Source organism: Vibrio echinoideorum (assembly GCF_024347455.1).
Taxonomy (GTDB): domain Bacteria; phylum Pseudomonadota; class Gammaproteobacteria; order Enterobacterales; family Vibrionaceae; genus Vibrio; species Vibrio echinoideorum.
On the sequence record NZ_AP025484.1, the window covers coordinates 1,993,706 to 2,012,781 of the forward strand.

At 43.1% G+C, this 19,076-nt stretch carries 17 protein-coding genes; 8 read left to right on the forward strand and 9 right to left on the reverse strand.

Features of this window, described 5'->3' with window-relative positions:
- Positions 1 to 109 precede the first annotated feature (109 nt).
- On the reverse strand, positions 110 to 730 hold the full coding sequence (locus tag OCV36_RS24800) for an LON peptidase substrate-binding domain-containing protein (protein WP_135453995.1): 621 nt from the start codon (positions 728 to 730) through the stop codon (positions 110 to 112).
- A gap of 298 nt (positions 731 to 1,028) precedes the next feature.
- Here OCV36_RS24800 and OCV36_RS24805 point away from each other — a divergent pair, with 298 nt between their 5' ends.
- Positions 1,029 to 1,415 (forward strand): tautomerase family protein, encoded by a 387-nt coding sequence (locus tag OCV36_RS24805; protein WP_029225121.1) that lies wholly within the window; start codon positions 1,029 to 1,031, stop codon positions 1,413 to 1,415.
- Between the two features lie 87 nt (positions 1,416 to 1,502).
- On the opposite strand, the gene OCV36_RS24810 is transcribed toward OCV36_RS24805, so the two are convergent.
- A complete protein-coding gene (locus OCV36_RS24810) occupies positions 1,503 to 2,324 on the reverse strand; it encodes a DUF4344 domain-containing metallopeptidase (protein ID WP_135453993.1) in 822 nt (273 codons plus the stop codon).
- A 252-nt stretch (positions 2,325 to 2,576) separates the two neighbouring features.
- On the opposite strand from OCV36_RS24810, the gene OCV36_RS24815 reads away from it, so the two are divergent.
- Together OCV36_RS24815 and gltS are read left to right on the forward strand one after the other, a co-directional pair.
- Positions 2,577 to 2,933 (forward strand): YibL family ribosome-associated protein, encoded by a 357-nt coding sequence (locus OCV36_RS24815; protein ID WP_017075538.1) that lies wholly within the window; start codon positions 2,577 to 2,579, stop codon positions 2,931 to 2,933.
- Positions 2,934 to 3,248: 315 nt separating this feature from the next.
- Positions 3,249 to 4,475, forward strand: a complete 1,227-nt coding sequence (gltS, locus tag OCV36_RS24820; RefSeq protein WP_017075537.1) for a sodium/glutamate symporter — start codon at positions 3,249 to 3,251, stop codon at positions 4,473 to 4,475.
- 183 nt (positions 4,476 to 4,658) lie between these two features.
- Here gltS and norW read toward each other — a convergent pair whose 3' ends face one another.
- From norW to OCV36_RS24840, 4 genes are all read right to left on the reverse strand, one after another.
- Entirely contained in the window at positions 4,659 to 5,807 is a 1,149-nt protein-coding gene (gene norW / locus OCV36_RS24825; protein ID WP_135453991.1) for an NADH:flavorubredoxin reductase NorW, read from the reverse strand.
- 1 nt (position 5,808) lies between these two features.
- Entirely contained in the window at positions 5,809 to 7,314 is a 1,506-nt protein-coding gene (norV, locus tag OCV36_RS24830) for an anaerobic nitric oxide reductase flavorubredoxin (RefSeq protein ID WP_017075535.1), read from the reverse strand.
- A 428-nt stretch (positions 7,315 to 7,742) separates the two neighbouring features.
- Positions 7,743 to 8,399, reverse strand: coding sequence for an NAD(P)H-dependent oxidoreductase (locus tag OCV36_RS24835; RefSeq protein ID WP_017075534.1), 657 nt, complete (start codon positions 8,397 to 8,399; stop codon positions 7,743 to 7,745).
- A 313-nt stretch (positions 8,400 to 8,712) separates the two neighbouring features.
- Positions 8,713 to 9,579, reverse strand: coding sequence for a hypothetical protein (locus OCV36_RS24840; RefSeq protein WP_017075533.1), 867 nt, complete (start codon positions 9,577 to 9,579; stop codon positions 8,713 to 8,715).
- Positions 9,580 to 10,150: 571 nt separating this feature from the next.
- On the opposite strand from OCV36_RS24840, the gene OCV36_RS24845 reads away from it, so the two are divergent.
- The 3 genes from OCV36_RS24845 (at position 10,151) to OCV36_RS24855 (ending at position 13,963) form a co-directional block, all read left to right on the forward strand.
- Positions 10,151 to 12,037, forward strand: a complete 1,887-nt coding sequence (locus tag OCV36_RS24845) for a PTS mannitol transporter subunit IICBA (protein ID WP_054546108.1) — start codon at positions 10,151 to 10,153, stop codon at positions 12,035 to 12,037.
- A 190-nt stretch (positions 12,038 to 12,227) separates the two neighbouring features.
- Positions 12,228 to 13,376 (forward strand): mannitol-1-phosphate 5-dehydrogenase, encoded by a 1,149-nt coding sequence (locus tag OCV36_RS24850; protein ID WP_135453990.1) that lies wholly within the window; start codon positions 12,228 to 12,230, stop codon positions 13,374 to 13,376.
- A 50-nt stretch (positions 13,377 to 13,426) separates the two neighbouring features.
- A complete protein-coding gene (locus tag OCV36_RS24855) occupies positions 13,427 to 13,963 on the forward strand; it encodes an MltR family transcriptional regulator (protein WP_193835446.1) in 537 nt (178 codons plus the stop codon).
- Between the two features lie 264 nt (positions 13,964 to 14,227).
- On the opposite strand, the gene nagB is transcribed toward OCV36_RS24855, so the two are convergent.
- Both nagB and OCV36_RS24865 read right to left on the reverse strand, forming a co-directional pair.
- Positions 14,228 to 15,028, reverse strand: coding sequence for a glucosamine-6-phosphate deaminase (gene nagB / locus OCV36_RS24860; protein ID WP_004732731.1), 801 nt, complete (start codon positions 15,026 to 15,028; stop codon positions 14,228 to 14,230).
- A gap of 575 nt (positions 15,029 to 15,603) precedes the next feature.
- A complete protein-coding gene (locus OCV36_RS24865; protein WP_009846107.1) occupies positions 15,604 to 15,957 on the reverse strand; it encodes a DUF413 domain-containing protein in 354 nt (117 codons plus the stop codon).
- 156 nt (positions 15,958 to 16,113) lie between these two features.
- Here OCV36_RS24865 and OCV36_RS24870 point away from each other — a divergent pair, with 156 nt between their 5' ends.
- Positions 16,114 to 17,004 (forward strand): LysR family transcriptional regulator, encoded by an 891-nt coding sequence (locus OCV36_RS24870; protein ID WP_004732733.1) that lies wholly within the window; start codon positions 16,114 to 16,116, stop codon positions 17,002 to 17,004.
- 214 nt (positions 17,005 to 17,218) lie between these two features.
- Here OCV36_RS24870 and OCV36_RS24875 read toward each other — a convergent pair whose 3' ends face one another.
- Entirely contained in the window at positions 17,219 to 17,422 is a 204-nt protein-coding gene (locus tag OCV36_RS24875) for a hypothetical protein (RefSeq protein WP_004732734.1), read from the reverse strand.
- 236 nt (positions 17,423 to 17,658) lie between these two features.
- On the opposite strand from OCV36_RS24875, the gene OCV36_RS24880 reads away from it, so the two are divergent.
- Positions 17,659 to 19,035 (forward strand): AlkA N-terminal domain-containing protein, encoded by a 1,377-nt coding sequence (locus tag OCV36_RS24880; protein WP_135453988.1) that lies wholly within the window; start codon positions 17,659 to 17,661, stop codon positions 19,033 to 19,035.
- Positions 19,036 to 19,076 lie beyond the last annotated feature (41 nt).

Genomic DNA, 19,076 nt, shown 5'->3' on the forward strand with positions numbered 1-19,076 from the left:
GTAATTAACCATCATGCGAATTTGAGTGGCATTACGTGGAAGGTGAAGGTCGGGATCACTTTAAATTAAAATAATTTCTACTATACAAAATTATAGTGAATAAAAGTGTTTATTGCCCCGTAATGATTTGATTCAGAAACGGAACTAACGACGGAAAACTAGCGGGTTCTGTGAACTCGGTTTTCTTTTCCAGAGGGATTGGCATCATTTCTAGCAATCGAGCGCATATCCATTGTGGGCTCTCAAAATCGGGTGTTGGATAAAGTGTTCTGATGGAGTCGTGATCTCGAAACAGTTGAGTCAAGAATGCGCTGAATACGTTGGGTACTTTGCATTCTAAGTCCGGCCAATGGGGCAGAGGGCGAAACTGGCTGTGAATCAGACCGTTCTCTGATCGGAAAGGGCAATGAAGTTGTACAAGCTTTTGACCTTCGACGTCTATTTCGAGAATTTGGTCATCAGACATATTAAAGTCAACGATAGTTACTTTGGTTCCCCAAGAACTTAGGTTTTCAGAGTTAGTATCGTCTTGGGTGGCGAGAATGAAACCCTCTCCCTGTGCTGCGCGAGCAACCATTGCAAGGTACTTGGGCTCAAAAATACGTAATCTTTGACGACCCCCTGGCAAAAGAAAAATGGGGAGGGGAAACACGGCGAGTTCCAGAGAAGACGCTACGGGTGTTTCTGATTCGGCTTCTGTCCGTGTGATCTTCTCAGCTGAATTCTGCACATAGCACTCCTTGGTTCATACATGATTTAGTCTGTACGAGTCTGATTCGTACGTTATTGAAAGATGTATACGCGTGCTTGTTGAAGTTCGATCAATGTGGGGTGATGTTGTTGAACAGGAACTTAGGGAGAAGGAGGCGTCGTTTTTTGTCGCATTTATTCGCAATTTAATTGGTTTAACCTTTTTTAACTTACGTCATTAGGTAATATATGAACAAATAGTAAGCGAATGGATAGCGGCCAAACGATGCTTCTATCTAACGGTCTTCTTTACCTGACATCACATCAAAGGAATGGTCATGATTGTTATCTATGGTATCAAAGAGTGCTTAAACCCAATTAAATTGCAGCTCTCTAATGTTTTGCAGCAATGCTTAAAAAGCGAGATGGGCTTACCTGATGACAAGCGAGCGCATAGATTTGTGCCATTGGAAAGAGACGATTTCTTTTACCCTGAAGGAAGAACAGAAGCGTACACCGTCATTGAGATCAATATGATGGAAGGACGAGCGGTGAATACTAAAAAGCGCTTAATTAAGAAAATATTTTCTGAAATAGAAAAGCAGCTGGCTATTTCTCCTATTGATATCGAAATCACCATTAAAGAACAACCATCGCACTGTTGGGGGTTCCGTGGGATGACGGGCGATGAAGCCCAAGACCTTAGGTATAAAGTGAAGGTTTAGATCTTCTCCGGTGGTTGGCTCCGCCAGTGTTTATTTATGCGTTTAATTGAGCCTGATTCAACAGTCAGGCTCAAGTGATGATTCCTTCTAGCTTTCATCGCTCTCTTTTAAGTATTGGTGCCAGTTGTCGTTGATGACATCAAAGTGCTCCACGCAAAACTCTTTTCTATCTTTCAAATAGTCGTTTTCCACTTCATCGAGCAAGTTCTTATAGGCTTCAGGGTCACTTCCATAGACCAAACACAGAGTAGAGAAGTAACGCTGGAGATCAAAACTGTGTTCATCGATGTATTCACCTAAATCATAATACTCTGGGCGATCTTCTGACTCGAAAGCAAACATGTCGGCTGCACTTATTGCGGCATCTCCGCCATGCTCTACGTAATTGAGCAGCAATATTGTTGCTAGGTTATCAACGGCATCTTCTTCTTTACCCAATATTGCGATCTTTTGGTCTTCGATGTAGGCGTGTCCTGCCTCGTGTAACAGCGTATGCAGCAAGGTATCAATGGCCCCAGTTTGTGCCGATTTCCCGTACTCTTTTTCGTATTGGTTCTTCTCAAAGTAATTGAGTGATTCAGCGTAAAAGCTATAGGGGATGAGTACTTGATGCGTTTGCGGATCGTAGAGTGGGCCTTCATCACCGCCGTATTGAATGGTTAATGGTTTTTCAAACATGAAGAGCTGGTTTGATAGATCAATCATAGTGTCATTGACACCACTGAGTTGAATCTCTTTTTTGACCTGTTGTTCTGCCTTATTTTGAGGCACGGAAAACTCGATCATAAGGTTGCTGGGTAGCGTGTTTTCATTGGATGTTTCACTGGACGCATAAGTTGTGGCAAACACAGATCCAATGGCTAGGCTATAGATAAGTGCTCGTTTCTGCGCGTGTTTCAGAAATGTCATTGTGGATCCCTGTGATTGGTTTCGCATTGGTTGTGCTGCGGTCTTTCTCGTAGTGACACTGGTGAGTGAAATGTCACTTATCGTTGGTTCATATATTCTAGAATGATTACTGAGTAACGAGCGAGTGATAATCAGTTTAGGTTATATTTCATTCTACTGGCTATTTGTCAGATAAATTTCGGTTCACGTAACCCCTTGTGCTATACTCCGCGCCCCAATCCGAATTGGCTTGCTTAATCTTAGGAAAATATTATGAGTGTTAAAAACGAACTTCAACAAATTAACAACCGTCTAGACAAGTGTCGCAACAAGTTAGCGGCTGCTAAAACTCGTAATGATCGTCCTGTTGTTCGTCAATTTGAAGACGAGATTAAAAAGCTAACCAAGAAAATTGCCCAGCTTAAACACAAAGAAAGCTTTGATGTGAATCAAGAGCGTAAATCGCTGATTGATATGCCATTTAGCCGTGAAATTACAAAAGCTGAGCAAGCGGATATGGGGAAACTGAAAAAGTCTGTAAAAGGATTAGTGATTGTTCACCCAATAACGAAGATTGGTAAAGAACTTCGCATTGAGGTTATGACAGGGTATGCCCCGAAAAAATTCTAATTGCCAGCAATGGTAATAAAAGAGGAGCTAGCAATAGCTCCTTTTTGCTTTTTTAGGTATTCAGAAATAGATTGATCAGCAATATTATTACTGTCGACTTATACTTTCGGGAGGTGATTATGGTCACAAAATCGTCACTCTCCTTTAAAAGTTAACGTGCTACTAACATGGCACTAAGTGGGCGCAGTAATGTGTTCAGTTTTTTCATCTACAATTTCTCACCCATTTTCGTAAATATAGGTAGAGCAGCACACACAATTACAGACAAAACTAGACTCATTAAGGAAGATGAGAACGTAATAAAATAGAGGTTATATGAATCACTTAATTTCAATAGGGCCACTAGAATCTTTCCTAATCGCGATTAGCGTTTTGTTTCTAGGTCATTTTGTTAATGCAAAGCTTCCGGTTCTCAAAAAGTACAATATTCCTGAGCCCATCGTCGGTGGCTTGATCGTCGCTTTTGCTATTACAGCCCTACACTTTAACGGACTTGACCTAGAGTTCTCGTTACCACTACAGAACACATTCATGTTGATGTTCTTTGCAACTGTTGGCCTTGCTGCTAACTACACCCAATTGATAAAGGGTGGTGCAAAGGTATTTCTGTTCTTAGGGGTAGCCTCGGTTTATATCATTATCCAAAATGGTGTGGGCGTGACGCTAGCAACGGCACTTGGCCTTGAACCTTTGATGGGTTTGATCGCTGGTTCTATCACGCTATCTGGCGGTCACGGTACCGGTGCGGCTTGGTCACAAACCTTCGCAGACACATTTGGTATTGCTAATACCCTAGAGATCGCGATGGCTTCAGCCACATTTGGTTTGATTATTGGCGGTATCATCGGCAGCCCTGTGGCTCAAAAGCTGATTGATAAGAACAAGCTTGAATCTGAATATGGTACTGGCACACAAACGCACGAGCGTTTTCCTGAACTCGTTACTTACAATGAGTATGAAGAAGACAAAGTGACGGCGAAGAAGGTGATTGAAATTTTGTTCATCCTTCTTATCTGTATCACGGGTGCGAAATACCTAGAGCAGTGGGTAGCAACCTTTGAGATTTCTTGGTTGATGATTCCTGACTTCGTTTACGCGTTGTTTATCGGTGTGTTTATCACCAACGTTTTTGAAGTCACTAAGCTGCACAAAACCGACAGCGAAACGGTCGATATTCTTGGTACTGTGTCATTGTCATTGTTCTTAGCCATGGCGCTAATGAGCCTGAAATTGTGGAACATTTTTGATCTTGCGATTCCGTTCTTAGTTATCCTTGGTGTTCAGGCGGTGGTGTTAGGTGTCTTCTCGTACTTTGTTACTTTCAAAGTGATGGGCTCTAACTACGATGCGGCAGTAATGGCTGGCGGTCACTGTGGTTTTGGCTTAGGCGCAACGCCGACAGCGGTAATGAATATGGGCTCTTTGGTGAACCGATTCGGGCCGTCACCACAAGCGTTCATGGTGGTGCCAATTGTTGGCGCATTCTTCATCGATATCGTTAACCTGATTATCCTACAAGGATACATCTCTTTTATTGGCTAATATCAAATAGCCAATATGATATCTGCTAATACAAAGCAGTTGATACAAAGAAAGCCAGTCGATTGACTGGCTTTTTTATTGCTAGCGTGAAGCTAAGACGTGGCGTTTGGTTATCTAAATGAAAATAACCACTTCAATTTTTCCCGAAATTGAGGCTGTACGTATTGTTTACTCACTCGCTATTTATGACGCTGAACTTACCTGCAACTCTTTCAGTAGAGGAAACGCGGCTTTGATGTGTTCACCTGTAACAATGAAACCCACCAGTTTATTCTCTTCATTGAAGCCTTTCGCAATCATTCCTTTAGGATCAAAGCGAGTCTCCCAACTCTGTGCGGTTTGAATATCACGACCTGCCAATTGAATAGGGTAACTTGGTGTTTTCACCTTAGTAATAATATGCGGTAGGTTTAGCTTTCCTTCCCCCGTGGTGAGTTGTTTCGCTAATACGTTAGCCGACAATATAGCGGGTTGTAGGTAAGCCATCACTCGACCTTGAATCTCAGTACAATCCCCAATGGCATAGACATTTTTGATGTTGGTTCTCATGGTTTCGTCAACGAGAATACCTCTATTCACATCAATGTCCGCTTGTTTGGCTAATGCTGTGTTTGGCTTTAACCCTGCTGCGGCGATGACTACATCGGTTTTGATTAATCGAGAAGAGGTCGTTTGTAACCGGACTCCATCAGCAAGGTAAGTCGCGTGGCTTACCGTAGCATCAGTCTCAACGGTTACACCGGCTTTACGAAGCTCTCCCTCCAACTCTAGAGAGACAAAAGGTGGCACCAAACTACTTAATAGGTAACTTGCAGGTTCAATGATCGTGACATTTTTACCCGACGTTTGAAGATCGAAAGCGAGCTCAACTCCAATGAGCCCGCCACCAATGACGGTGATTCGCTTGGCTGCATCGATCTGAGCTTTGTGTTTTTCGAACTCTTCTAAGCTATTTAGCGTAATGGTCGCTCCAGGGTTCAAGCCTTCGGCTGGCGGTATGAAAGGCGTAGCACCTGTCGCCAGTACAAGTTTTGAATACGGGATGACATCGTCACCGGCGACAATGAATTGTTGCTCGGTATTAATCTCGCTTACCCAAACGTTGGTTTTAATGACAACGTTATATTGCTCAGCCAATTGTTGAGCAGTATTGATCGCAAGCTGCTGAGGTGTTTGAGCCTGACTAAACACATGCGAAAGGTTGGGTTTACTGTACTCTATGCCTGCATCAGCTGTGACCATAGTGATCGCGATATTTTGGTCAGCTTTACGGAGCATCTTGATGGTTTGTAGGGCAGCAAAACCGCCACCCACAATGACAATATTTTCCATATTACTTCTCCACAAACACTTCTTTACCTAAGTGGCACTCTGGGCAAAGGAAATCATCAGGTACCTGCGCCCAAGGTGTTCCTGGTTCAACTCCTTGGTAAGGTTCGCCCAATTGTGGGTCGTACACCCATTCGCATACTGTGCAACGCCAACAAGTGCAGTCTGCGCTGTGTACTGACTTGTCTTGCGCTTCTTCTGGCTTCTGCTCTGTTGTGTCTTTGAGCTCGGCAGTGGTGTTTGCCGGTGCTGGTGTGGCCTCAAGTGGTGTTACATTACGTGATACTTGTTTTGGTACGCTCACTTCATCGGCGTCTACGCGCCATACTTCAGCGAGTGTCATGCCGTAATCGATGCATTGACGTAGTGCGTCTGTGTCTGGTTTCCAGTGGATGTGTTGTGGCGCACTGACTTCGAAGTTTGCTTCATGTAGTCGAGCGTCGATGCGTTTTACTGCGCCTCCCGTCCAGCCTGAAGAGCCAAATGCTGCAGCTCTTTTACCTGCAAAGCGTAAGCCGTGGATCTCTTCTAGTAGTGCAGCGATTTGCGGCATCATCACGTTGTTCATTGTCGATGATCCAACAAGCACACCCTTTGAACGGAAGATATTGGCAAGAATGTCATTCTTGTCGTGCTTAGAGATATTGAAGACCTTGATTGCCGTTTCTGGGCTGCCTTTGCGGATACCCTTAGCGATAGCATCGGCCATCATGCGGGTGTTATTCGACATGGTGTCGTAGACAATGGTGATGCGGTCTTCTTTGTAGGCTTTAGACCACTCGTAATATTGCTCAACGATTTGGGTCGCGTTGTCGCGCCAAATACAGCCATGAGAGGTTGCGATAACATCGATAGGCACACCCAAGCTCAATACTTCTTCGATCTTTGCTTTCACTAAAGGTGCGAAAGGCGTCAAGATGTTCGAGAAGTAACGTAGGCATTGATCATGCAATTCAACTTGGTCTAACTGATCATTGAACAGGTTTTCATCACAGTAGTGCTGACCAAAAGCGTCGTTACTGAACAGAATTTCATCGCCAGTCAGGTAAGTCGCCATTGAATCTGGCCAGTGCAACATCTTCATTTCTACAAAGATAAGCTGTTTACCGTTACCCACGTCAAGTGTGTCACCGGTTTTAACGGTTCTGAAGTTCCAGTCTGGCTGGTGATGATGGCCAACAATTGAGTTAACACCCGCTTCGGTGCAGTAGACCGGTGTGTTTGGAATTTTGGCTAGTAGCGCTGAGAGCGCACCCGAGTGATCTTCTTCAGCGTGTTGACAAATAATGTAGTCGATATCGTTGATGTCGATTTCCATCTCAAGGTTTGCTAAGAATTGCTCAGTAAAGCGGTGGTCAACAGTATCAACTAGAACCGTTTTCTCTTCACGAATCAGGTACGAGTTATAACTTGTACCTTTGTTCATGTGGTATTCCTTACCATGGAAGTGTTCTGTTTCCCAATCGTGGACGCCGACCCAGTGAACATTTGATTTAACGTGAATAGTCATAATGATAATACCTTATTTAAATATCTGAGGTCATCATTGCATTAGCTGTGCCATGTTTTTAACTTGTTGTTTTATATGTATTTTGTTTTAATTTGATAAATAATTGTGTCATTATGACTTGTAGGTATTTGTGTTTATAATGATACGGATGTGTCGTTATGACTTTATGTGGATGTGGATGTGGATGTGGATATTGGCATGGGATGTGGGTAAAGACAGCTGAAACAGTATCTCTACAAATTTGGCTAAGTGATAGGGAAAAATCGGTAGCAGAGATAAAAAAGGCCAGACGAGTGTCTGGCCAAAACAAGGCAGTGTAATTTAACAGTCTAAAGTGCTGTTAAAACTATATTTTTGTAAAACGAAAAAGCGTTTTAAAAATTAAAGCGTTGTAGCTATCAGTACATAATGCATATGCATTGGAGTTATTACAGTGTTGTAACCACTTCATCAAGCGCTAGACGTGCTTTTGGTTTACCGTGGTTATAGTCTTCGCCGTCTTTGTGGTAGCCGATAGCTAGTGCTACATCAACAACGTGACCTTCTAGTTCGTCAGCAAATTCTTCGCCTATCAGAGCTGCGTCTACGCCTTCCATAGGTGTTGAAGCGATGCCAAGACGAGCTAGTGTGTGCAGTGTGTTACCTAGTGCGATGTAAACTTGAGACTTAGTCCAGTTACCGTTAAAACCCGTTTCGTCTGTGTTCATTTCTGCGAATGCGTAAGCACCCAAGAATTGCTCGTACATTTCAGCGGGTAGGTGACCAGAGCTTACTTCTGTGTCAGCACGCTTAGCGAATTTCTCTTTCGTGTACTTAGGATCGTGAGCAAACAAGATCGTATGTGATGCTTCTTTCGCATGTGGTTGGTTAAACTGGAACATGTTCTCGAAAGTATTGTGGAAGCGTTGTTTTGCTGCGTCACTCTCAATGATGATGAATTTCCAAGGCTGAGAGTTGATAGAAGAAGCTGACAAACGAAGTGCTTCTTTGATTACTTCCATGTCTTCCGCAGAGATGCGTTTTTCTGCATCGTATTTTTTAGCTGTGTAGCGAGTGTTTAGATCTGAAATGATTGGATGAGTCATGTTGAATCCTAATATCTATTAATATAAATGTTGTAGGGTTTAATGTTCGGTAACGTCAACAATAAACGGATAACGCATTTAGGCTGTATATCTATAGAAGAACAGCAAGTCTCTATAAGACCGAGCACTTAAATGGCTATCGAACATGCCCCAATAAATCGAGTATCTGCGGTAGCTCAAGTCGATGGGTGTAAGATAATAGAAGATTGGCTCGGGAAAAATAGCGAACACATCAAATCACTATGGCATTTAATGTCCATAATGAGTGATTAAGTGTGATCTTGATGTGCAGTGGAAAGCTAAGATCAGTGACTTAGTACGCCTTTATGCCATGTTGACGCAATAATGGTGGAAGTACGCTATCTAGGTTAGGGATATCTTCCGGTGTCAGTTCGATTAAGCTAAAGCCATGCTCACCGTATATTTCTCTCGTTTCAATGCGTTTTTCTTCAGCTATGGGAGCTGAATCGGTTCCCCAAAACTGGATGTACACCTTGCCACTTGGCAGATAAAAATCACTAATCACTTGTTTGGATATCGGTAGTGGACGTTCGTATGCATGAACGACTCCCGCCATATAAAGCCAGTTATCGATGATCAGCTCTCCTTTTGAACGAACATAGTGCCCATCTAAGGTTCGGTGTTTCGCTTCAAACTTCTGGCGAAAGCTAGAAAACGATACATCAGTAGAATGGCTTTCAGCATCGTGTCCTAAAAACTCGACAACAGATTGCTTTAATCGTTTATTGCGGACTAACGAATCGTGCCACACCACGAATAAGTTCTGAGTCGCTTTATCTTCTCTCTGCTCACCACCGGCCTTCAGTCCCGTTGAGGTGACGTGCCAGCCGTCTTCTTCTTTCTTTATCCAGCCAAGCTCATTGAGCAATAAGTTGATTTTCTTTGCACTGAGCTGAAAGGCACTACCCAACTGAGTCGCGGTTAGCGTTTTTCCTGAGAATGAGTCTAAGTCGATGAGCAGTTTTTCTGGCCATACTATAAAGACACCAAACTTTTTGTGTTCTACATACTCTCCACCAAAGCTTTCTCCACGCTCTGTGAGCACCCAACGTTCTTGTGAGCGCACTATATAGCCAGCAATTTTTAAATCGCTGAACAGAGTTTTAGGTTCAATCCCTTTGTGTTTCGCAAGTGCTGATGTGGAAATCTTGTCTGACATAGTTTTCTCAAATCGCAGAGTGACTGCAGGGTTGGTGTTGAAGGGAAGTTTAGGAAACATCATTTGAACAGATAAATACCATATCACATCTATTAATGCGAACTGCAGATCACTGGTCTATGTTTTTAATAGAGTGCCATGTCTTATTTAAGAATGTTGATTAGGTTCTATTTGTGTAATTAAATTACATAAAATAAGCTTCGAACCATACTGATGCATATGGATTGAGCATGATACGGCGTTCCTTTGTACGGTATTTATAGATTCTAGATACTGTTTTTTATTAAGTGTGATTTAAATCACTATTTATTTTTAAGTATTACAAAAGTAAGTGTGATCTGCATCTATATTGAATGATATTTATTATCGTTTATTTTGCTTTGTAATTTAAATTCATGCTGTTTTTGTGATCCATAATGCCCTTGCTAACCCCAAAGTGTTTTTTGTGTGTGATGTATGTCACGAAATATGGGTCGAGGTGCATTTTAGAAATGTTGTGATACATTTTAATCGACTTTTGAGTAAACACTTTCGGTCATTTGACCAACCAATACATTACGGGGTTCTACCTATGTTATCACCAGAAGCTAAGATTAAGGTTCAAAACTTTGGTCGTTTCTTATCCAATATGGTAATGCCAAACATCGGCGCATTTATTGCGTGGGGTTTCATTACAGCACTATTTATCCCAACAGGTTGGTGGCCTAACGAAACGTTAGCATCAATGGTTGGTCCTATGATCACATACCTTCTACCGCTATTGATTGGTTACACTGGTGGTAAAATGGTAGGCGGCGACCGTGGTGCGGTTGTTGGTGCGATTACAACGATGGGTGTCATCGTTGGTACTGATATCCCTATGTTCATGGGAGCGATGATTGTCGGCCCTCTAGGTGGTATCGCAATTAAGAAATTCGATGAAGCTGTTCACGGTAAAGTGAAGAGTGGTTTCGAAATGCTAGTGAACAACTTCTCTGCTGGCATCATCGGTATGATCTGCGCAATCATCGCATTCGTTGTGATTGGTCCTGCAGTTAAAGTACTGTCTGGTGCTCTTGCTGCTGGTGTTAACGCAATGGTTGAAGCTGGTGCCCTTCCTTTAGCTTCTATCTTTGTTGAACCTGCGAAAATCCTTTTCCTAAACAACGCAATCAACCACGGTATCTTTTCTCCATTAGGTATCCAGCAATCTGAAGAAATTGGTCGTTCAATTTTCTTCCTAATTGAAGCGAACCCAGGTCCTGGTTTTGGTCTTCTACTTGCTTATATGGTATTTGGTAAAGGTAGTGCGAAACAGTCTGCTGCTGGCGCATCTATCATCCACTTCCTAGGTGGTATCCACGAAATTTACTTCCCTTACGTACTAATGAACCCACGTCTAATTCTTGCTGTTATCGCAGGTGGTATGACAGGTGTATTCACTAACGTAATGTTTGATTCTGGCCTTATCTCTCCAGCATCTCCAGGTTCTATTTTTGCAGTTCTATTGATGACGCCAAAAGGCTCTTACGTTGGTGTTGTTCTTTCTGTTATCGCATCAACCGCTGTGTCTTTCATCGTAGCTTCAATCCTACTTAAGACTGCAGCTCAAGGTGACGACGAAGATTCACTAGAAAAAGCATCAGCGCAAATGAAAGACATGAAAGCGTCTTCTAAAGGTGCGGCATCAGGTGCAAACGTGAACCTAACTGATGTAGAAGCAGTGTATGTAGCGTGTGATGCGGGTATGGGGTCAAGTGCAATGGGTGCCGGTCTACTGCGTAAAAAAGTAGAAGCAGCAGGCCTGAACATTGTGGTAACCAACTACGCAATCAACAATCTACCAGCTGATTCGCAAATTGTTATTACACACAAAGACCTAACAGACCGTGCACGTAAAACCGTACCAGGTGCAATGCATATGTCTCTTAACAACTTCTTAGATGGTGCTGTATACGACCAGCTAGTTGCAGACCTTGTAGAAGCAAAAAGTGGCGAAGCAAAAGCGCCAGTGACTGCAGCCGCTCCTACACAGAAAGGCAACAAACTTGCACTAACTAACGACAGCATCTTCCTTGGCCTTAAAGCTACGCAGAAAGAAGACGCTATCAAGTTTGCTGGCGACCAATTAGTAAAACTTGGCAACGTGTCACCTGAATACGTAGACGGTATGTTTGCTCGTGAAGAGCTTGTGTCTACTTACTTAGGCGAGTCTATCGCGGTACCACACGGCACAATCGAAGCAAAACAATACGTACAAAAAACCGGCATCGTGTTCTGCCAATACCCTGAAGGCATTCAGTGGGGCGAAGACGAAGATGATATCGCTAAGATGGTTATCGGTATTGCAGCACAAGGCGATGAACACAACATGGTGTTGATGGCTATTACCAATTCACTTGATGACGAAGAAGCCGTGGAATGCTTACAGAACACAACTAACCCAGATGATGTTCTACGTATTCTAAACGGAAATTAATACGCTCTAGTCAAGCTCCTGAGTGAAGGAGGCCGGTGTCCCCCCACTGGCCTCATTTTCGGTCTTACTCTTTATCGGTTTTAAAGATTCAGTCTGAATAGCTTACTGTTTAATGCTCAGAACGACGATTTCAAGGCATGTTGTTGAGTGGTTAGCTATCTAGATTCAAATATTTATAAGGTCTAAAATTATGAAAGCGTTACATTTTGGTGCAGGTAATATCGGTCGTGGTTTCATTGGTAAGCTTCTTTCTGATGCTGGTATGAAGGTTACGTTTGCAGACGTAAATGAAACGGTTGTTAATGCGTTAATTGAGCGTCAAGAGTACCCAGTAAAGATTGTTGGTGAAGAGTGTGTTGTAGAAGTTGTTAAGAACGTAACAGCAGTGAACTCGGCGACAAACGCAGTGGTAGATTGCATTGCTGAGTCTGATCTTGTAACAACAGCGGTAGGCCCAACGGTTCTTAAGATTATCTCTAAATCGATCGCTCAAGGTATTGAAAAACGTGCTGCGGCAGGTAACACTGCTCCAATGAACGTAATCGCGGCAGAAAACATGGTTCGCGGTACTAGCCAATTAAAAGCAGCAGTTTTAGAGCACCTTTCTGATGAAATGAAAGCGTTCACTGAAGAGCGCATTGGCTTTGTTGACTCAGCGGTTGACCGTATTGTTCCACCTGCAGAAGCGGGCGAAACAGACCCTCTAGCTGTGACCGTTGAAACGTTCAGCGAGTGGATTGTAGATCAAACACAATTTAAGGGTGAGATTCCAAACATCCCTGGTATGGAATGCACTGATAACCTAATGGCTTTCGTTGAGCGTAAACTGTTTACCCTTAACACTGGTCACTTAGTAACGGCTTACCTTGGTGTTCTTGCTGGCCATGAGACAATCAAAGATTCTATTGAAGACGACGTAATCCGCGCTGAAGTAACTGCAACAATGGAAGAAAGCGGTGCTGTGCTTATTAAGCGTTACGGTTTTGACCCGGAAGCTCACGCAGCCTACATCCAAAAAATCCTTGGTCGTTTTGCAAACCCATTTTTACGTGACGAAGTTGATCGTGTTGGCCGTCAGCCAATCCGTAAACTGAGTCCACAAGACCGCCTAGTTAAGCCATTAAACGGCACATTGGAGTATGGTCTTCCAAACGCTCATCTCGTAAAAGCGATTGCAGCGGCTTTCCATTACAAGAATGAAGATGACCCGCAAGCGGTTGAACTTCAGGCAATGTTTGCAGAAAAAGGGTTCGCTGAGACATTAGCGCATTATTCTGAGCTGAATAGTGACTCAGAAGTTGTTAAACTAGCGAAAGAAGCTTATCTAGCATTGAAATGATAAACCATCAAAGTGCCACACCAGTGGCACTTTCTTATTGCCGAGCCGTTATGCCAATACAAACTAGCCACGAAACTGAATTACTCGAAGCCCTATCTGAAGCTGAGAGCGCTAGCGCCTGTCTAATGGCGGCTTACGATGCATTGGACGACACGGTAGATGCCGTATTAAAAAACATTTTCAAGAAAGACGACACGGCAATTAAATTTGTTGTTGAACCACTTCTCAACAGTGGCGGGCCGTTGGGCGAGATTATGATCCGCGCTAAGCTGCTATTAGGGCTTGGTGTGATCAGTAAAGAGCTCTACGATGATTTAGAGATTTTCGTTACCTTGAAAGAGTGGGCGAAAATACAAGGTGAAGATACCAGCTTCACAGAAGTCGACGTGATATTTGAGCTCAACAAGGTGCAGGCGATTCAACGCATAATGCCTATCGAATATGACTCGGAGATGGTGGAAACCATGTCGGGCCCAATGCTTCAAATGTTCTTGGGTCGACACAATCAGAAAGTGAAGTCGACGATCGTTTTGGCTATCACTGACATTATCACGACCTTATGCCGAGATAACGCACTGAGTTCTTAGTTCTAGTTTGCAGTCCTGCTTATCTTGTTTCACATCCTACATATCTTGTAGCTGTTCGTTCGTTTCAATCCAAAGCTTAAAATGATGGCGGTTTCTCTCGTTGGGGAAATCGCTTTGTTGTTTTTGTGTCTATCAAAAACTCTCGACACTTTCCCCCCGCTTATCAAATACAAAAGTAGCAGATACAAAAAAAGCCACACTCAGTGGCTTTTTCTATTCAAGACGCTTTTCTATTAAAAACGGCTATCTATTCAAGACAATCGATTATAGGTCTTGGATGTTCTCAGCTTCTAGCTCTTGGAAGTAGCGTAGAGTCTTAACTTTTAGCTCTTGTTGAGCTGGCTCATCAGCAACGATGATAGCTTTACGGTGCATCTGTAGAGCGGTAACAGTCCACATGTGGTTTACAGAACCTTCGATAGCCATTTGAAGCGCTTGCGCTTTGTTGTGGCCTAGAGAAAGGATCATTACTTCTTCAGAATCTAGAAGAGTAGCAACACCGATAGTTAGTGCGTATTTAGGAACTTGGTTGATGTCGCCATCGAAGAAACGAGAGTTCGCGATACGAGTGTCTTCAGTCAACGTTTTGATACGAGTGCGTGAAGATAGAGAAGAACCTGGCTCATTGAATGCGATGTGACCGTCGATGCCTACGCCGCCCATGAACAGGTTGATTTTGCCGTATGAACGGATTTTCTCTTCGTATGCTGCACAGTGAGCATCGATGTCTTCAGCTTTTCCGTCTAGCAGGTTGATGTTTTCTGCTTGGATATCAACGTGGTTGAAAAAGTTCTCGTGCATGAATGTGCGGTAAGACTCTGGGTGGTTAGGGTCGATACCAACGTACTCATCCATGTTGAATGTTACAACGTGCTTGAAGCTTACTTCGCCAGCTTTGTGTAGCTCAATTAGCGCAGCGTAAGTAGTTAGAGGTGTGCTACCAGTAGGAAGACCTAGTACAAATGGACGCTCAGCAGTAGGAGCGAATTTGTTGATAGAATCTGCGATGTGACGAGCAGCCCATTTACCTACTTTAGCTTTGTTGCTTAATGGAATAAGTCTCATTGATTTTGCCCCTAGAAATAAAATTTTATAGTGTTCTGAAACATTAATTCGCATTATAAAATAAGTTATTAAATTCCGCTATTGTTTTAGGTCAAGTTTTTGCTTTTTTCGTCGTATCTGTGACTAGAACTCTCAAATTTGCACAATTATTGTATGGATATTTGGTAGCGTTAAACAAGATTAATACGTTTGTCATATATCGTCAGGTAGGTTTGATTCAGGGTCTGAAAGATCAACAAGCTTTGTGAGTGGATGAGTGGATGAGTGGATGAGTGGTTGGATGGTCAGGAGTGCAATGGACGTATGATCAAAGAGTGATGCTTATGTGGCACTGCCGTGCAAAAAAGAGGAGAAAAAGTGAGGAAGTATCACCGACAGGCGTGAATGAGCATGGGTATATTTAAGAATAGTGATTATTCAAAGCTATCACTATGAATTTCCTATAAATATTGGTAAAACTGGACAGGTTGGCTAAACTTACTAATTACGAAGAAGATGCGTGTTTGTTTTAAGTTGCCGCTAATATGCTATGAAAAAAAGCCCAAAGTGATTAGGTATCACTTTGAGCAGTTTTACTAATCTTCTAACACTAACTCTCTTTCGTATTCTTCCCTAGGCACTTCACCGCGTTTGCAGCCGTTTAGGGTATGAAAGCGACGGCGTCCACGAGCCAGTTGAATGTACTTCAACCAAACACGGTCTAACTTGGACTTAGCCTTATGAGGGTGAGCCAATACTTTGATGAAATGTCTTTCTTCAGCATTGGTCGGTGTTAGTTCACCAGTCTCAAGTGCAAGCATAGTGTCACCAAACAAGGTTAGGATTTCTTCTTCTGAAAGAGTAAAATCACCTGACTTAGCGAACCCTCGTGGGAATTTAATGGTGTCATAAAAACGTTTTTTTCCGTGTCGGAATTCGGTCTCAGACATATCAGCCTCAGTAATGTGGTTAGATAGAAATTAGTGTTTATTGCTCACGCGAAAATATTGTTAAAAGGCTAAAATAGGAAACAAAACGTTTTTGCCTTTACGATAAACAATCCTAGATCGGCTAGTTAGCAGATTTATTACAGAGATGTATTTTTGATGGATGTGAAAGTATTTAGAACCTTTCTTGAGGTTGCAAGGGTGCGCCACTTTGGGCGCGCAGCTGAAAACTTGTATTTAACACAAGCAGCGGTGAGTGCGAGGATCAAACAGCTTGAAGGCTATTTTGATACTCAGCTCTTCATTCGTGACCGCAATAACATCAAGCTTACCTCTTCCGGTGAGCGTTTGATTGGTTATGCTGAAGTGATGGTATCCACCTTACAACAAGCTAAGTTTGAGCTGTCGTTAGAGAGTGGAAAAGCCTTGCAGTTAACACTAGGTGGCACTCCGAATATTTGGGATGCGTATCTGCAAAACTGTTTAAGCGTAGTGACCGATTCTTTTGGTGGTTATGGCTTCATGGCTGAGGTGATGGGGCGCGAGCAACTGAACCGTAATTTGCTAGAGCGAACCTTAGATATGGCTTTCGCCTTCGATCAAATTAAAGCGGAAGAGCTAAACTGTAAAAAAGTCGCTGATTTGGTTTTGGTGTTGGTATCAACGCAGCAAGATGATCTGGAATCTGTGTTCCAACATAAGTATGTGTATGTCGATTGGGGAACGCGCTTCGGTTCAGAACACGCAGAACGTCACCCTAAAGTTCCAGCTCCGTATCTACGTACCTCTACGGCTCGTATTGCCCTCGATTTCATTTTAGAGAAAGGTGGCAGTGCGTATTTACCTGTTTCTATGGTTGAACCTTTTATCGATTCAGGTCAGCTGCATAAGGTGAAAGGGGTAGAAGATTGGTATCGCCCAATTTATCTCAGCTACCGTAAAAGCAGTACCTCGGTTGATGCGATCATGCAGGTCGAGAAGCTGGTTAACGAGATTGATCCATCGACCGCTTATACGTTGCAACAAGCCGCTGAACAAGCACCAGAGTAACGGCATTCGCGGTAAGCAACGGCTTTGTTGATTAGATTCAATAAAAAATGGCTCCTAACTAGTTATAGAGTTGGGAGCCATTTTTGTTTTAAACCAGAGATGATTTTCTTTTCCAAATCAGAGATAACCCTAACTCGGATAAAACCGTTTAAGCCTGGTATGCGTAACCTTTTTTAAAAGCCCTATCACTTCAAAGCACTATTCTTCGAAAATTCTAGAGATTCATTAGATTCTCAATAGACTCTTCAAGAGAGTGTGACAGGTATGAATGGATTTGATTGCCATCCGTTGCGTCAATCTCAATTTTAGAAATCCCCTTACTCGCTTCGTCTTCAAGAAAGCTGAGAGACTGCTCTACTGATTGACTGGTGAGAACCTGTTGGTTTGATAAAACAATACGACACGTGTGAAGAACCATAGCCTTTTCCTTTTTATATTCGACAGGTCTCTGCATCTTAGTGTGCTAAGTACCTATCGTTGACGTTGTGAGAAGAGTTTCTTCTCAAGGTTAAATTTAGTCGAATTGCGTGAAAAGAAAACCCTTTTTTGTGATTTATCTAACCTTCAGTTCCGAAAGTGGCTAGCGACAATGACAGTTCACGGTAAACTTTTAGGTATCGGAGTAAAAGTTATGGCAAATGGGAAGAGCACAGCATGTCGAGAAATATTCATCACAACAGTACGTTAACCAGTGAGCAGTGCCATTTAGCTCGATATGCGCGAGACGCTCGCTTTGATGGGATGTTTTTTACGGCAGTAAAAACCACCGGAATTTTTTGTCGTCCGATTTGCCCAGCAAGCCCGCCCAAAGAAGAAAATGTCGAGTATTTTTCTCATCAAGCTCAAGCCTTGAAGGCTGGGTATCGCCCATGCTTACGTTGCCGGCCAGACAGCGCACCTTTTTCTCCAGCTTGGAAAGGTGTTGAAACGACTTTCTTGCGTGCTTTACAGTTGATTGATCATGGTGCGCTGAACTCAGGGTCAATCGTCGACCTTGCCACTCGATTAGGTATTTCCGATCGCTATTTACGAACCTTATTCGACAATTACATCGGCGTGTCGCCGAAGCAATATAGCCTTTATAGCCAATTGATGTTTGCCAAGCAGTTGCTGCACACCAGTAGCATGAGCATTACCGATGTTGGCTTTGCGAGTGGTTTTAATAGCACGCGTCGTTTCAATGATGCCTTTCTAAAAGAGCTGCAGCTCTCGCCAAGCCAAATCCGACGAACAAAGCTAAGTGAAAACCTGAGCAATCATATTCAGCTAGTCTTTCACGGCCCATTAGACTGGAACCATTTGCTGGGTTTCTATCGACGAAGAATGATTGAAGGTGTAGAGGACGTTGGCGAAGATTATTACAAACGCACAGTGAATGTTAATGGGGCAAAGGGTTGGTTCAAGGCTACTTTGGCCAAAGAGAACCGCTTAGATATTGAATTTGAGTTGGACGATATAAGCCAGTTAAGAAGCTTGATTACCAACATTCGACGTATGTTCGACCTTGATGTCGATATTGCCAAGGTCGAGGCCTTCTTTACAACCATTGACCCCAACTTAGTGGTTAAGAGTGGCATCCGCATTCCTGGCGTGTGGAGTGCTTGGGAAGCCGGAGTAAGAGCGATTCTCGGACAGCAAGTCTCGGTAACCGCGGCCATTGGTCAGCTTAACTTGTTGGTCAAAGAGCTTTCTGATGCACATGAGAAGGTCTACTTCCCGACACCTAAACAGATAGCGGAGGCTGATGTCAGCTTCTTAAGAATGCCGGGAAGCCGCAAAGAGACCTTAAAGCGCTTTGCCGAATACATGGTCGACAATGAAGCCGAACATCCTTCTAAGTGGATTGAGCTAAAGGGCATTGGGCCTTGGACGATTCAATACGCGCTACTTCGCGGGTTAAGTGAACCTAATCATCTGTTGGTTGGCGACCTGGTGGTGAAGAAGTTCATTGAGCATCGCCCAGCCATCAATACAGAGAGTGTTTCGCCTTGGGGAAGTTACGCCACGTTCCATTGTTGGAATCAGTCTTAATAGAAAGAGCACCCACAAACACATGCAGTAGCAGGCTAGGA

Excerpts from the sequence above, each read along its gene's own strand:
- OCV36_RS24880 (WP_135453988.1), top strand. The coding sequence starts at position 17,659 with ATGTCGAGAAATATTCATCACAACAGTACGTTAACCAGTGAGCAGTGC.
- OCV36_RS24815 (WP_017075538.1), top strand. The coding sequence starts at position 2,577 with ATGAGTGTTAAAAACGAACTTCAACAAATTAACAACCGTCTAGACAAG.
- OCV36_RS24805 (WP_029225121.1), top strand. The coding sequence starts at position 1,029 with ATGATTGTTATCTATGGTATCAAAGAGTGCTTAAACCCAATTAAATTG.
- OCV36_RS24850 (WP_135453990.1), top strand. The coding sequence starts at position 12,228 with ATGAAAGCGTTACATTTTGGTGCAGGTAATATCGGTCGTGGTTTCATT.
- OCV36_RS24810 (WP_135453993.1), bottom strand. The coding sequence starts at position 2,324 with ATGACATTTCTGAAACACGCGCAGAAACGAGCACTTATCTATAGCCTA.
- OCV36_RS24870 (WP_004732733.1), top strand. The coding sequence starts at position 16,114 with ATGGATGTGAAAGTATTTAGAACCTTTCTTGAGGTTGCAAGGGTGCGC.
- OCV36_RS24835 (WP_017075534.1), bottom strand. The coding sequence starts at position 8,399 with ATGACTCATCCAATCATTTCAGATCTAAACACTCGCTACACAGCTAAA.
- norW (WP_135453991.1), bottom strand. The coding sequence starts at position 5,807 with ATGGAAAATATTGTCATTGTGGGTGGCGGTTTTGCTGCCCTACAAACC.
- gltS (WP_017075537.1), top strand. The coding sequence starts at position 3,249 with ATGAATCACTTAATTTCAATAGGGCCACTAGAATCTTTCCTAATCGCG.
- nagB (WP_004732731.1), bottom strand. The coding sequence starts at position 15,028 with ATGAGACTTATTCCATTAAGCAACAAAGCTAAAGTAGGTAAATGGGCT.
- OCV36_RS24845 (WP_054546108.1), top strand. The coding sequence starts at position 10,151 with ATGTTATCACCAGAAGCTAAGATTAAGGTTCAAAACTTTGGTCGTTTC.
- OCV36_RS24875 (WP_004732734.1), bottom strand. The coding sequence starts at position 17,422 with ATGGTTCTTCACACGTGTCGTATTGTTTTATCAAACCAACAGGTTCTC.
- OCV36_RS24840 (WP_017075533.1), bottom strand. The coding sequence starts at position 9,579 with ATGTCAGACAAGATTTCCACATCAGCACTTGCGAAACACAAAGGGATT.
- norV (WP_017075535.1), bottom strand. The coding sequence starts at position 7,314 with ATGACTATTCACGTTAAATCAAATGTTCACTGGGTCGGCGTCCACGAT.
- OCV36_RS24855 (WP_193835446.1), top strand. The coding sequence starts at position 13,427 with ATGCCAATACAAACTAGCCACGAAACTGAATTACTCGAAGCCCTATCT.
- OCV36_RS24865 (WP_009846107.1), bottom strand. The coding sequence starts at position 15,957 with ATGTCTGAGACCGAATTCCGACACGGAAAAAAACGTTTTTATGACACC.